This window comes from Sphingobium lactosutens (genome assembly GCF_013393185.1).
GTDB classification, from domain to species: Bacteria; Pseudomonadota; Alphaproteobacteria; order Sphingomonadales; family Sphingomonadaceae; genus Sphingobium; species Sphingobium lactosutens_A.
The window spans coordinates 94,864-107,615 of record NZ_QJQX01000035.1 but is presented as its reverse complement, the minus strand read 5'-3'; the positions used below and the strand labels follow the sequence as shown (position 1 = coordinate 107,615).

The window sequence follows — 12,752 nt, the reverse complement described above, 5'->3', positions numbered from 1 at the left end:
GCCGGCATCCATCCAGCACCTATGGCCAGCCTTCCCCAAGGCCGTGTTTCCTTCGACAAAAGCCTGACACCCCAACACCACGCAAATTCCCTCCCCCACATGGTCGTTCCTTGTCGGAAGAGACATCATGTGCGAGCGCGGCCCGCCATCTATATGCCTGATGTCAGAATGGCGCGCAACGTGGTTCGCGGACAAGCCGAAGCCAATGGTCATTCAAATCGGGCATGTCATCCCGGCTTTACCGGCGGGAAACGGCGACCTGCATTGTCGCGTCACTATGATGGTGCGGGTGGTCGGGCTCGAACCGACACTCCTTGCGGAACCGGATTTTGAGTCCGGCGCGTCTACCAATTTCACCACACCCGCACGAAACACAATGGGGCCACGGATGGGAGAAATGAATCCCGTCCACCGGCCTGGAGCCGCCAAATGGCAAAATCCATCGCAGGCGTCCAGCCGAAAATCGGATCGGTGGACGAAAGCCATGACGGCCCGGTTGACAGCCCGCGCATCGAAACCCATTTGCGTCATGAATGTAACATTATATCATTTTGGATCGATGATGATTTCCTTTGACGAAGATCAGCCAGCGGCAAGCGGGCAAAAGTCGGCAAACCAATGGCTGGATGGTTTTGCGCTTTGCGCCTCCTCGCTCTGCACCCTGCACTGCCTTGGCCTGCCCCTGCTCTTCGCCCTGCTCCCCGCTTTTGCAAGCCGGATCGATCCCGGCGAATCCTTTCATGGCATTATGCTGGCGCTGGCCGCGCCGACCAGCCTGTTCGCGCTGCTCCAGGGATGGCGCGTCCATGGATGGCGGCGCCCACTGTGGCTGGGCCTTTCGGGCCTTATCCTGATGAGCGTCGGCGCTTTGCTGGTGGAGGGCGCGTTGAACGAGGTGGCTTGGACGGTTGCGGGAAGTACGCTGCTGGCGCTGGCCAATATCCTCAACTGGCGACGCAGCAGGGCAGGACATCAGCCGTCGACCTGATCCGGGTCCAGGCGTGGCGGGATGAAGCTGACCTGCGCCAATCGCCATAGCCGCTCTTCCTCGGCGGGCCAGTGCGCATTGGCGTCGACCGGCTCGCGCGGCCCGACATGGCCATGCACCTCGGCGAACCATCGACCAGTTCCTCCGTGGAAGACCGTAGCGCCTTTATTCCATCGTTGATGATGTCGATCGAGATGAGTGCGGCCGCAACCGAATCCGCCCACCACCAGCCCAGCCCTAGCGGCAAGCGCCAGGAGAAAGGCGAAGGTTCGAAGGATCGACAGGATCGCCGGAGCATTATGTTGCGGCAGACCAGCATGCTCGATAGCCTTCTTGCGTAACGATCCGCGCTCGCTATAAGGGCCGCATCGTGCAGACATAGACAACTTCAAAAACGGAGAAGGATCTTCCTTTGACCGAGCCGTCTGCCACGTTTCTGTTATTCGGCGCCACGGGCGACCTTGCCCGCCGCATGATTTTTCCGTCGCTCTACAATCTCCTGTCCGACGGGCTGTTGCCCGACGACTTCCTGATCATTGCTTCCGGCCGGTCGGACATGTCCGACGAGGATTTCCGGGGCGATGTCTGCGCTGCCTTGCAGCAGTTCCTGCCCGCCGACCGCTATGAGGCGGAGGTGGCGGAGCGATTCCGTACCATGATCCAGTATCAGCCGGTCGAGGCCGGTAACGCCGCGCAGTTCGCCGCGCTGGCCGAACGGGTCGATGGCAGGCTGGAGCGCGGCCTGTCGGTCTATCTGTCGACGCCGCCATCCCTGTTCGCGCCGACCGCGCAGGGGCTGGCCGATGCAGGCCTGATCACGCCCAGGACGCGGATCGCGATGGAAAAGCCGATCGGCAAGGATCTCGCTTCGTCCCGGCAGGTCAATGACGGCATCGGCGCCCTGTTCGCCGAAGACCAGATTTTCCGCGTCGATCATTATCTGGGCAAGGAAACGGTCCAGAATCTGCTCGCCCTGCGATTCGGCAATGTCATGTTCGAACCGCTGTGGAACGCCACGGCGATCGACCATGTGCAGATCACCGTCGGTGAGACGGTCGGCCTGGAAGGCCGCGTCTCCTATTATGACGGTGTCGGTGCGCTGCGTGACATGGTGCAGAATCACATGCTCCAGATCCTGTCGATCATCGCCATGGAGCCACCCGCCCGCATGGACCCGACCTCCGTGCGCGACGAGAAGGTGAAGGCGCTGCGGTCGCTCCGCCCGATGACCGACGAGACGGTCAAGACCCACAGCGTGCGCGGCCAATATACGCCGGGCGCGGTGCAGGGACAGATCGTGACCGGCTATGCCGATGAACTGGGCAAGCCGTCCGACACCGAAACCTTCGTCGCGCTGAAGGCCTATGTCGACAATTGGCGCTGGCAGGGCGTGCCCTTCTACCTGCGCACCGGCAAGCGGATGCCCGCCCGCCAGTCCGAGATCGTGATCCAGTTCAAGCCGGTGCGCCACAGCATCTTCGGCCGTGACGGACAGAATGCCGGTGGGGGGACGGGACTGGAGCCGAACACGCTGGTCATCCGCCTGCAACCGGAGGAATATATCCGCCTCCAGATCATGAGCAAAAGGCCTGGACTGGAACAGCAGGTGCGGCTGGAGGAGGTGACGTTGGACGTGTCGCTGACCGCCGCCTTTGCCGGCCAGCGCCGCCGTATCGCCTATGAACGACTGATCCTGGACCTTCTCGCCGGTAACGCGACCCTGTTCGTGCGCCGCGACGAGGTGGAGGCGCAGTGGACATGGATCGATTCGATCATCGACGGGTGGAAAGAGGCCAATGTGAAGCCCGCCGCCTATTCTTCGGGGAACTGGGGTCCGTCTTCGGCCATTGCCCTTATCGAACGTGACGGAGCCAGCTGGCATGAATAATCTACATCCGGTGATCGCGAAGGTCACTGACCGCATCGTGGAGCGGAGCGCGGCTTCGCGCCTCAAATATCTCGACCTGATCGAACGAGGCCGCGACGCCGGCACCAATCGTGCGCAATTATCCTGTGGCAACCTCGCCCATGGCTTTGCCGCTAGTGGCGAGGACAAGCCCGTCATCCGCACCGGCGCGGCGATGAATATCGGCATCGTGACGTCCTACAATGACATGCTCTCGGCGCATCAGCCCTATGGCCGCTATCCCGAGCAGATCAAGATCGCGGCCCGCGAAGTGGGCGCGACGGCGCAGGTTGCGGGCGGCGTACCGGCCATGTGCGACGGCGTGACCCAGGGTCAGTCCGGCATGGACCTGTCGCTGTTCAGCCGCGACACCATCGCCCTATCGACCGCCGTATCGCTCAGCCACGCGATGTTCGAAGGCACGCTGCTGCTCGGCATCTGCGACAAGATCGTGCCGGGCCTGCTGATCGGTGCACTGCGCTTTGGTCATCTGCCGACAATCCTGATCCCGGCTGGTCCAATGCCTTCGGGCCTCGCCAACAAGGAAAAGGTCCGCATCCGCCAGCTCTATGCCGAGGGCAAGGTCGGCAAGGATGAACTGCTGGAGTCCGAAAGCGCCTCCTATCATGGCGCGGGCACCTGCACTTTCTATGGCACCGCCAACTCCAACCAGATGATGATGGAGATGATGGGCCTGCACATGCCCGGCGCTGCCTTCGTCAATCCGGGCACGAAGCTGCGCACCGAACTGACGCGAGCTGCAACCCACCGGATCGCGGATATCGGCTGGGCCAAAGACGGCAAGCCAAATGACGATTATCGCCCGCTCGGCCATTGCGTGAACGAGAAGGCGATCGTCAACGCGATCATCGGCCTGATGGCGACGGGCGGTTCGACCAACCATGCCATCCATCTGCCCGCCATCGCGCGGGCAGCGGGCATCCATATCGACTGGACCGACTTCGCAGAGATTTCGGACGTGGTGCCACTGCTGGCGCGCGTCTATCCCAATGGCTCGGGCGACGTGAACCATTTCCACGCGGCGGGCGGCATGGCGGTCATCATCCGCGAACTGCTCGACGCAGGTTTGCTCCATCGCGACATTCCAACCGTCGCGCGACAGGATCTGACCGATTACGGTAAGGAACCAGTGCTGGAGAATGAGGCGCTGGTGTGGAACGACGTTCCCGCCTCGCGCGATGAAGCCATGCTGCGCCCGGCGTCCAACCCATTCCAGGCCGATGGCGGGATGAAGCTGCTCCAGGGCAATCTGGGCCGCTGCGTCATGAAGGTGAGCGCGGTCGATAAGGAACGCTGGACGATCGAGGCGCCCGTCGCCGTCTTCCAGGATCAGGACGATGTGCTGCGCGCCTTCAAGGCTGGCGAACTGGAACGCGATGTCGTGGTCGTCGTCCGCTTCCAGGGACCGCGCGCCAACGGCATGCCCGAGCTGCACAAGCTGACCCCGGCGCTCGGCGTGTTGCAGGATCGCGGGTTCAAGGTGGCGCTGCTGACCGACGGGCGCATGTCCGGCGCAAGCGGAAAGGTGCCTGCGGCCATCCACCTCTCGCCCGAAGCGCTGGGCGGCGGCGCCATCGGCAAGCTGCGCGACGGCGACATGGTGAGGGTCTGCGCGGAGACCGGCGCGGTCGATGCGCTGGTCGATGCGGCGACGTGGGAGGCGCGGGACATCCCCGCCGCCCCGCCCCCGCCCTATGACACCGGCCGCGAATTATTCGCCCTGTTCCGCCATCATAGCGACCTCGCCGAGCAAGGCGCGTCGCCGATCCTGGCGGCGATGGAAAGCGAACTGTAATTTCCACCCGTCATGCCAGCGAAGGCTGGCATCTCTGGCGAAAGGGCACGGCCCAGCCTCATGAGATCCCAGCCTTCGCTGGGATGACGGTCAGAAAAGAATTGGATGCCCTGATGACCGACATCATCGCCGCCGACATTGGCGGGACCAATGCCCGCTTTGCACGTGCTTCGCTGGACGAGCGTGGCGTGCCGACGCTCGGCGCCGTGCGCAAGTACAAGGTGGCCGACTATCCCAGCCTTCAGGCCTGCTGGGCTGCCTTTTCAGAGGATGAGCAGAAGGACGGGAATGGCCCCCTGCCCGACGCCGTCTCGATCGCCTTCGCCACCGCGATCGGGCGGGAGATCATCAAGCTGACCAACAGCAACTGGATGATCCGCGCCGATACGCTGGCGGAGGATCTGGGCGTGCGCGCCGTGCGGCTGGTCAATGATTTCGAGGCGGTAGCCCACGCCGTGTCGCGCCTGCCGCAAGAGAACCTGCCGCTGCTGTTCGGCGAGGACCGCCCCTTCCCCCGCGACGGCGGCGTGACGGTGCTTGGCCCGGGCACGGGCCTTGGCGTCGCGATGATCGCCTATGACAATGGCCACCCCCATGTCATCGCGACCGAGGGCGGCCATCTGGACTTCGCGCCGCTCGATCCGCTGGAGGAAAAGATCCTCGCCTATCTGCGCGACAAGTTCCTGCGCGTATCCACCGAACGGATCGTGTCCGGCCCCGGCCTCAACAATATCTACAAGGCAATGGCGACGATCGGCCATGACCGCGTCGTCCTGATGGAAGATCCGGAACTGTGGCAGGCGGCGCTGGAGGACAGCGACGATTTCGCCCGTCGGGCGCTGGAGCGTTTTTGCCTGAGCTACGGGTCGGTGGCAGGCGACCTGGCGCTGGCGCATGGCCCGCACAGCGTCGTGCTGGCCGGCGGCCTGACCCAGCGGATGCGCGACTTCCTGTCGCAGAGCGGATTCCACAGCCGATTCAAGGCCAAGGGCCGCTTCGAAAGCCTGATGGCGACCGTGCCGATACGCTGCGCCATCCATGATGAAATCGGCCTGTTCGGGGCCGCAGCCGCGTTTCGGGAAAGCTGATCGCGATCCCCCCCCCAACCATATTGTTTCCAGTGGATGCGAGCATCCGCTTCGAAAACGCTCATAAGGAGAGTTAAGAATGAGCCTGACCGTAGCCCAGGTAATGGAACTGGCCCCGGTTATCCCGGTGCTGGTGGTCGAGAATGTCGAAGATGCGCTGCCGATCGCGAAAGCGCTGGTTGCGGGCGGCCTGCCGGCGCTCGAAGTGACGCTGCGCACACCCGCCGCGCTGGATGTGATCCGCGAAATGGCGAAGGTCGAAGGCGCGGTCGTGGGCGCGGGTACGGTGCTGAACCCGAAGCAACTTGAAGCCGCCATGAAAGCGGGCGCCCGCTTCGCCGTCAGCCCCGGCCTGACCGAACCGCTCGGCAAGGCGGCGATCGAGGCGGGGATGCCCTTCCTGCCGGGCACGGCGACCGCCGGCGACATCATGCGCGGGCTGGACATGGGGCTGACCCATTTCAAATTCTTCCCGGCCGAAACCTCCGGCGGCCTGCCTGCACTCAAGGCGCTGGCCGCGCCGCTCTACGAAGCTCGTTTCTGCCCGACCGGCGGCATCACCGCACAGAGCGCGCCCGAATGGCTCGCCCAGCCCTTCATCAAGTGCGTCGGCGGCAGCTGGATCGTGCCCAAGGGACCGGTCGACCCGGTGAAGATCGAAGCGCTCGCGCGCGAAGCGGCGGCGCTCCCGCGCTGATCCGGTGACGGGACAGGGGCCATTGCGCCCTATGCCCCGCTCGCCGAGAGCATTTGTTTTCCGTGATTTCCCAGCCATGAAATGTTCCATTTCATTCGAAATCACTCGTTTGTTTTCCGTGATTTCCGAGCCGTGAAATGTTCCATTTCACTCAAAATCACTCTAGATGCAGATCATGACTCCGCGCCGCCTTTTCGCCGCCCTGGCCCTGATGCTCTTCGGCTGTGCCGGAGCGCCGCAAACCTATCCCTCGCTCGCCAAGCGTGCGGTGGAGGGCGCACCCATGGCGGAGGTCAGTCCAGCCGCCGCGCCGGTGGCCGCCGATCCGCAGCTATCGGCCGAAATCGCCCGCCATGTCGCGCAGGCGGACAAGGGCGCGACCGCGTTCGACACCGCCTATGCCAGGGCGGACAAGGCGGTAAAGGCCGCATCGGGCTCCGCGGTATCCAGCGACGCATGGGTAACGGCGCAGGTCGCGATCAGCGAACTGGAATCGGCGCGCAACGACAGCGTGTCAGCGCTCGCCAGCCTCGACACCCTCTATGTCGAACGCAGCAATCAGGTCGCCGACGGCAAGGCGCGCGGCGGGCTGGAGGATATCGACGCCGCCCGCAGCGCCACGCTGGCGCTGGTCGACCAGCAGAATGACCGGATTGACGCGATGAAGGGCCGCCTGCCGCAGCCCTGATCCCCCCGGATTATTTCTCCGCGACGGCCTTGACTGCACCCTTGTGCGCCTTGGCATTGTGGACATAATGTTCGACGCCTTCGCGCATGTCGATCAGCGCAGCGTCGCTCAGATCGCGCATATGTTTCGCGGGGCGGCCAGCCCAAAGCTGGCGGTGCAGCAGCCGCTTGCCCGGCGACAGCAGCGCGCCCGCGGCGAGCATCGCATCGCTTTCCACGACGCAGCCGCTCATGACGATCGCGCCAAGGCCGACGAAGGCGCGATCCTCCAGCACGCAGCCATGGATCATCGCCATATGACCGATGAGCACATCTTCCCCGATTATCGCCGCCCAACCTTCGGCCGGGCGCCCGTCGGCGCGATCGCCGGGGCTGTCGCAATGGATGACGGTGCCGTCCTGCACATTGGTCCGCGCGCCGATCCGCACCCGGTTCACGTCGCCCCGGATCACACAATTATACCAGATGCTGGCATCCTCACCGATCTCCACATCGCCGATGATCCGGCACCCCGGCGCGATGAAGGCGCTGGGATGGATGACGGGTGTCTTGCCGCCAAAGGGAATGATGCTGACGTCGGGATGTGCTTCGGGGGGATAAGCTTCAGGGGACATGGGACTCTCCTCTTATGGTCTGATCTTCAGGATCGGCAGGATGCTGGCATGGTCATCCGACCAGGCCGTAAAGCCTGATCTGACAGGCAAGGCTTTCCACCCTTGCGCACCGGTCAATGCGGTCAGTCGGCCCAGTTGCGCCCGATCGCGCGACAAGACAACCCAGACCGACGCCGTATAGTGGCGACCATCATCCCGCTTGTTCGGCATATAATTGCGCAACTGCGCCTGCCAGCCCCCCGCCTTCGCCCCGGCCGCCAGCACCGGGCGCAGATCGAGATAGCGGTTGGAAATATGGATCAGCAGCAGCCCATCGGGCGCCAGCCGACGGGCATAGATGTCCAGCGCTTCGCGCGTCAGCAGGTGCATCGGGATGGCATCGGAAGAAAAGGCATCGATCACCAGCAGGTCGGCGCCACCCGCCGGTTGCCGCGCCAGCGTCATGCGCGCGTCACCGATCACGATGTCAGCATGGGGCTGGCACCGCGACAAGAAGGTGAAGTCGGCCGGATTGCGCGCAATCGCCGCCATGGCTGGATCGATCTCATAAAAGCGCCACGTCTGGCCGGGACGGATATAGCAGGCGAGCGTTCCAGCGCCGAGACCGACCACGTCGATACGCGCGCGGCCACCGAACAGGTCCGGTGCATGGCGCAAAGCCAGCCCGACGCCCGACTCCGGCGCATAATAGCTTGTGGGATTGCGCTCTCGTCCGGGCCTGCGATCCTGGATGCCGTGCAGCGTCGTGCCGTGGAACAGGATACGTTCCGACATATTCCGGTCGGCCACGCCATAGACGCCGAAATAGCTGCGCGTAAGCAAACCCGACACCGACTGCGACAATTTGTCCCAACCGCTAAGGCAGAGCATCAGATAGAGCAGCATCCCCGCCGTCAGCAACCGATGGCCGAGCGCCATGACCCCCATGGCAATGATCGCCAGGAAGCTGATCGTCTTGAGCATAGGCGACTTCCATTCGGGCACCAGGACCCCGCCGCCGATCACCGACAGCAGCAGACCGGCGATCAGCATCAGCGCGCCCAGCCAGGCACGGTGGCGCGGATCCTCCCACAACAGGCGCGGCAGGCGCAGGAACGGCTCGCGCGGCGGGAGCAGCAACACGGCAGCGACCAGAAGGATCGGATACTCGTAGGTCCAGTCGAAGATCAGCGGCGCGATCAGAGCGCAAAACAGACCGCCGATCATGCCACCGACCGACATCACCAGATAAAAGCGCGTCAGATGGACAGGAGCCGGACGCAGATCGTAAAGACGGGCATGGAGCGCGGTCGCCGTTACAAACAGCACCGCCAATATGCCCAGCGCAACGAAGACCGGGAAATATACGCCTCCGGTGAATGCGATGCAGGCGCCGATCAACAGCAGGATCGGCGCGATCAAGGTGCAAAGCCTCGCCGCTCCGCGTCTGCTGGCAAAGGCGATGCTGAAGCTGAGCAGATACAGCCCTAGCGGCAGCACCCAGAGTAGCGGCATCGCAACGATATCGGTGGTGAGATATAGGCTCGTCGCCAGCATCAGGCCGGACGGCACCGCCGCCAGCACGGTCCAGTGCAGCATTCTCCGCAAGTTTGGCGGCGGCGATGCATCTTCCGCTTTCACCGTTGCCGCACCGTCCGGTGGCAGGCGGCGGGCGCTGGCATAAACGAGAAAGAAAAGTGCGCCGTAGCTGAGCGACCAGAGAATGCTCTGTACCTTGAGCGTCAGAAGTGGCTCCACCAGCATCGGATAGGCGATCAGCCCGGCGAAGCTGCCGAGGTTGGACGCGGCATAGAGCGGATAGGGATCGCCGCCGTCGGCTATGGCGAACCAGCGCTGGAGCAGCGGCGCCTGTGCAGCCACCACGAAAAAGAGCGGGCCGATCGACGCGCCCAGCAGCCAGAGTACCCAGAAGGCCGGCTCGATATTCGGCGGCGGCTGCCAACCGGCCAGACCGATCGGCAGGAATATGGCGGAAAACAGGAACAGACCCAGATGGATCATCGCCTGTCGACGCGCAGGCAAGCGCCCCAGCAGATGGGCATAAGCGTAGCCGGCAAGCAGCAGCGCCTGATAGACGAGCATCGCCGAGTTCCATACCGATGGCGCACCGCCCAGGCGCGGCAGCGCCATGCGGGCGATCATCGGCTGGACAAGGAAAAGGAGGAATGAGCCCGCGCAGATCGTGAGGACGAAGCGTGGGCGCGTTTTCAAGTGGATTTGGCCTATCCGCATCAAGCTCCGAGCAGCCTTGCCGCGTGGAGGGCGTGATAGGTCAGCACGCCCGAACAGCCTGCGCGCTTGAAGGCCATCAGCGTTTCGAGGACGAGCGCGTCGCGATCTCCGGCGCCCGCTGCTGCCGCATGTTCCAGCATCGCATATTCGCCCGACACCTGATAGGCGAAGACCGGCACGGCGAAGCGGTCGCGCACGCGCGCCACGATGTCGAGATAGGGCAGCCCCGGCTTTACCATCACGCTGTCGGCGCCTTCAGCGAGATCGAGGGCGACCTCCCGCAGCGCTTCCTCGCCATTGGCGGGGTCCATCTGGTAATTTTTCTTGTCGCCCTTCAGCAGCCCGCGTGAACTGACCGCATCGCGGAACGGTCCGTAGAAGGCGCTCGCATATTTGGCGGCATAGGCCATGATCTGCACATTGGCGTGGCCGGTTTCCTCCAGCGCCTCGCGGATCGCACCGACGCGGCCGTCCATCATGTCACTCGGCGCGATGATGTCCGCGCCGGCCGCCGCCTGGTTGAGCGATTGGCCGATCAGCACGTCGATCGTGGCGTCATTGACGACATAGCCCGTCTCGTCGAGCAGTCCGTCCTGTCCATGGGCGGTATAAGGGTCGAGTGCCACATCGGTCAGGATGCCGATATCGGGAACGGCATCCTTGATCGCCCGGATCGCCCGGCACATCAGATTGTCGGGATTGAGCGCTTCGGCACCGTCGTCGCTGCGCCGGTCGGCCTGGGTGTTGGGGAAGAGGGCGAGACAAGGGATACCCGCGTCGCGTGCTTCCTTCGCCCGCGCGGCCATCAGGTCCACCGACCAGCGCGACACGTCGGGAAGCGCGGCGATCGGCTCCTCGACACCATCGCCTTCGGTAACGAAGAGCGGCCAGATCAGGTCACTGGGCGACAGGCGGTTTTCGGCGTGCATCGCCCGGCTCCAGGCCGCGGCGCGAGTGCGGCGCATGCGCAGCGCCGGATAGGGGGCATAGGTCATGCGCAGGGTGTAGGCCGGAGGATCGAGAGGATCAAGCGGGGCACATTGTCCCAACCGGCTGAAACAACGCGCCCTTCGCCCGCCGTTATTCCGCAAATCGGCGGAAGAAGCTGTCATCATTCCAGCGCGGGCGCGCGGGGCTGTTGGCGACGCGCAGTGTCACCGCCGTCACATAATCGTTCAGCTTAGCCGTCTCGGCCGGCATCACCGGCTGGTTCAAATCGTCGAAGGGCGAGTGGTAGAGGTTCGCCCGCCAGGCCTTTTCCGTTTCGGCTTCGGGCGTGCCGGCCTTGAATCCATATTTGAAGAAGAGTGCGGGAATGCCTTCGCGGATGAAGGCATATTGATCGGAACGGATGAAGACGTTGCGATCCGGGAAGGGATCGGGCGTGATCGGCAGGTTCATGGCCGCGCTCACCGCCGCCGCATCCTGCCCCAGCGAACTCTGGTCATAGCCGATCGGGGTGACGGCGGTCAGCGGGAAGATGGGCAGCGCCATATCGAAATTGAGGTCGGCGACGATCGCCTTTTGCGGCACGGTCGGCCGGCGGGCGAAATAGCGGGCGCCCAGCAGCCCCTTTTCCTCCGCCGTGACGAAAGTGAAAAGGATCGACCTTTTCGGCTTGTCCTTTCCGGTCGTCAGCGTGCGGGCGATTTCCAGCAGGCTGGCGACGCCCGAGGCATTGTCGAACGCGCCATTATAAATGGCGTCGCCCTTGATCGGCGTGCCGATGCCATAGCCGTCGAGATGGGCGGACAGGACGACATATTCGCCACGCAGCTTCGGGTCGCTGCCGGGCATCATGCCGACAAGGTTCGGCGACGACAGATCACGGCGGCGCGCGGCGACCTTCGCCCTGAGCCGCAGTGCGAGCGGGAAACTGGCGACGGGCGCGGACGCGTCGGCAGCAGCGGCGATCGCGTTGAAATCCTTGCCTGTGCCTTCAAAGAACATCGCCGATTTGGCCGGATCGAGTTGCGCGCCCAGGAACGGCGCCTGCGTTTCGCGCAGGCTGTTGTCCGCATAATAGAGGGCCGGCGCGCTGGCGAGCGCCACCCGACGACCCCAGGGAATTTCCACCTGCTTGGGCGTCACCAGCGTGATGAGGCCGAGCGCCCCCTGCTCCGCCAGCCAGTGGGCGCGTTCCGAACGCGCATGCGACTTGAGGGCGCCGGAAATGGTGGCCGGCCCACCCGACAGCACGACGACGATCTTACCCTTGAGGTCGAGGCCGGCAAAATCGTCATGCCCCGCTTCAGGCAGATGCAGGCCATAGCCGGCAAAGACCATGGGTGCATCGATCGCTTCGGGCGCCGGGCCGCCGCTGCCGGAAAAGATCAGGTCGCCCGGCACGGACAGCGCCGTTTCCCCCTTGGCGCCGACCAGCGCGGCGCTGCTCTGGTCGGACAGCACGACCTGCTCGACGAAAGCGACCGGCTGCTTGTAGCCGTCCACGCCCATCGGCTTGAGGCCCAACGCCTTCATTTGGCCGATCACATAGTCCGCCGCGCGGTCATAGCCCGGCGTACCGGTGCCGCGCCCTTCCATCCCGTCATTGGCGATCGCCTGCACATGCGCCCACCAGCGTGCGCCCTTCTCCTGGTTCGTCTCCGCCCGAACGGCGGTGGCAGCGATCAGCGACAAAAGCGGAAGAGCGATGTGGGACAGGCGCATTGGTGGGGAGACTCCGCGATTTCAACATATTATCTTGTTCAGAATGTTGCGACG

At 64.1% G+C, this 12,752-nt stretch carries 12 protein-coding genes and 1 tRNA gene; 7 read left to right on the top strand and 6 right to left on the bottom strand.

Annotated elements, in window-relative coordinates:
* Nucleotides 1–281: 281 nt before the first annotated feature.
* Nucleotides 282–366 (bottom strand) — tRNA-Leu (locus DM806_RS06170).
* 63 nt (nucleotides 367–429) lie between these two features.
* On the opposite strand from DM806_RS06170, the gene DM806_RS06165 reads away from it, so the two are divergent.
* Nucleotides 430–576 carry a hypothetical protein gene (locus DM806_RS06165; RefSeq protein WP_179042346.1) on the top strand — a complete coding sequence of 49 codons (147 nt, stop codon included), beginning with the start codon at nucleotides 430–432 and terminating at the stop codon, nucleotides 574–576.
* A complete protein-coding gene (locus DM806_RS06160) occupies nucleotides 560–988 on the top strand; it encodes a MerC domain-containing protein (RefSeq protein WP_256869135.1) in 429 nt (142 codons plus the stop codon). The genes DM806_RS06165 and DM806_RS06160 overlap by 17 nt, the downstream gene beginning before the upstream one ends.
* Here the strand turns inward: DM806_RS06160 and DM806_RS06155 are convergent.
* Entirely contained in the window at nucleotides 973–1,368 is a 396-nt protein-coding gene (locus tag DM806_RS06155; RefSeq protein WP_179042345.1) for a hypothetical protein, read from the bottom strand. The genes DM806_RS06160 and DM806_RS06155 overlap by 16 nt on opposite strands.
* Before the next feature lie 32 nt (nucleotides 1,369–1,400).
* Here DM806_RS06155 and zwf point away from each other — a divergent pair, with 32 nt between their 5' ends.
* The 5 genes from zwf (at nucleotide 1,401) to DM806_RS06130 (ending at nucleotide 7,183) form a co-directional block, all read left to right on the top strand.
* Nucleotides 1,401–2,876: a glucose-6-phosphate dehydrogenase gene (zwf, locus tag DM806_RS06150; protein WP_179042344.1), complete on the top strand. Its 1,476-nt coding sequence runs from the start codon at nucleotides 1,401–1,403 to the stop codon at nucleotides 2,874–2,876.
* Nucleotides 2,869–4,710, top strand: coding sequence for a phosphogluconate dehydratase (edd, locus tag DM806_RS06145; protein WP_179042343.1), 1,842 nt, complete (start codon nucleotides 2,869–2,871; stop codon nucleotides 4,708–4,710). The genes zwf and edd overlap by 8 nt, the downstream gene beginning before the upstream one ends.
* A 113-nt stretch (nucleotides 4,711–4,823) precedes the next feature.
* Nucleotides 4,824–5,798: a glucokinase gene (glk, locus tag DM806_RS06140; protein ID WP_179042342.1), complete on the top strand. Its 975-nt coding sequence runs from the start codon at nucleotides 4,824–4,826 to the stop codon at nucleotides 5,796–5,798.
* 79 nt (nucleotides 5,799–5,877) lie between these two features.
* Entirely contained in the window at nucleotides 5,878–6,495 is a 618-nt protein-coding gene (gene eda / locus DM806_RS06135; protein WP_179042341.1) for a bifunctional 4-hydroxy-2-oxoglutarate aldolase/2-dehydro-3-deoxy-phosphogluconate aldolase, read from the top strand.
* Nucleotides 6,496–6,670: 175 nt separating this feature from the next.
* Entirely contained in the window at nucleotides 6,671–7,183 is a 513-nt protein-coding gene (locus DM806_RS06130) for a hypothetical protein (RefSeq protein WP_179042340.1), read from the top strand.
* A gap of 10 nt (nucleotides 7,184–7,193) precedes the next feature.
* Here the strand turns inward: DM806_RS06130 and DM806_RS06125 are convergent, their stop codons facing one another.
* The 4 genes from DM806_RS06125 to DM806_RS06110 form a co-directional block, all read right to left on the bottom strand.
* The gene (locus tag DM806_RS06125) at nucleotides 7,194–7,796 is read right to left on the bottom strand and encodes a gamma carbonic anhydrase family protein (RefSeq protein WP_179042339.1); all 603 of its coding nucleotides are present in this window, start codon (nucleotides 7,794–7,796) and stop codon (nucleotides 7,194–7,196) included.
* A gap of 12 nt (nucleotides 7,797–7,808) precedes the next feature.
* Nucleotides 7,809–10,028: a fused MFS/spermidine synthase gene (locus DM806_RS06120; RefSeq protein WP_179042338.1), complete on the bottom strand. Its 2,220-nt coding sequence runs from the start codon at nucleotides 10,026–10,028 to the stop codon at nucleotides 7,809–7,811.
* Nucleotides 10,028–11,023, bottom strand: coding sequence for a porphobilinogen synthase (gene hemB / locus DM806_RS06115; RefSeq protein WP_179042337.1), 996 nt, complete (start codon nucleotides 11,021–11,023; stop codon nucleotides 10,028–10,030). The genes DM806_RS06120 and hemB overlap by 1 nt, the downstream gene beginning before the upstream one ends.
* Nucleotides 11,024–11,108: 85 nt before the next feature.
* Nucleotides 11,109–12,698, bottom strand: a complete 1,590-nt coding sequence (locus DM806_RS06110) for a M28 family metallopeptidase (protein WP_179042336.1) — start codon at nucleotides 12,696–12,698, stop codon at nucleotides 11,109–11,111.
* Nucleotides 12,699–12,752: the final 54 nt, after the last annotated feature.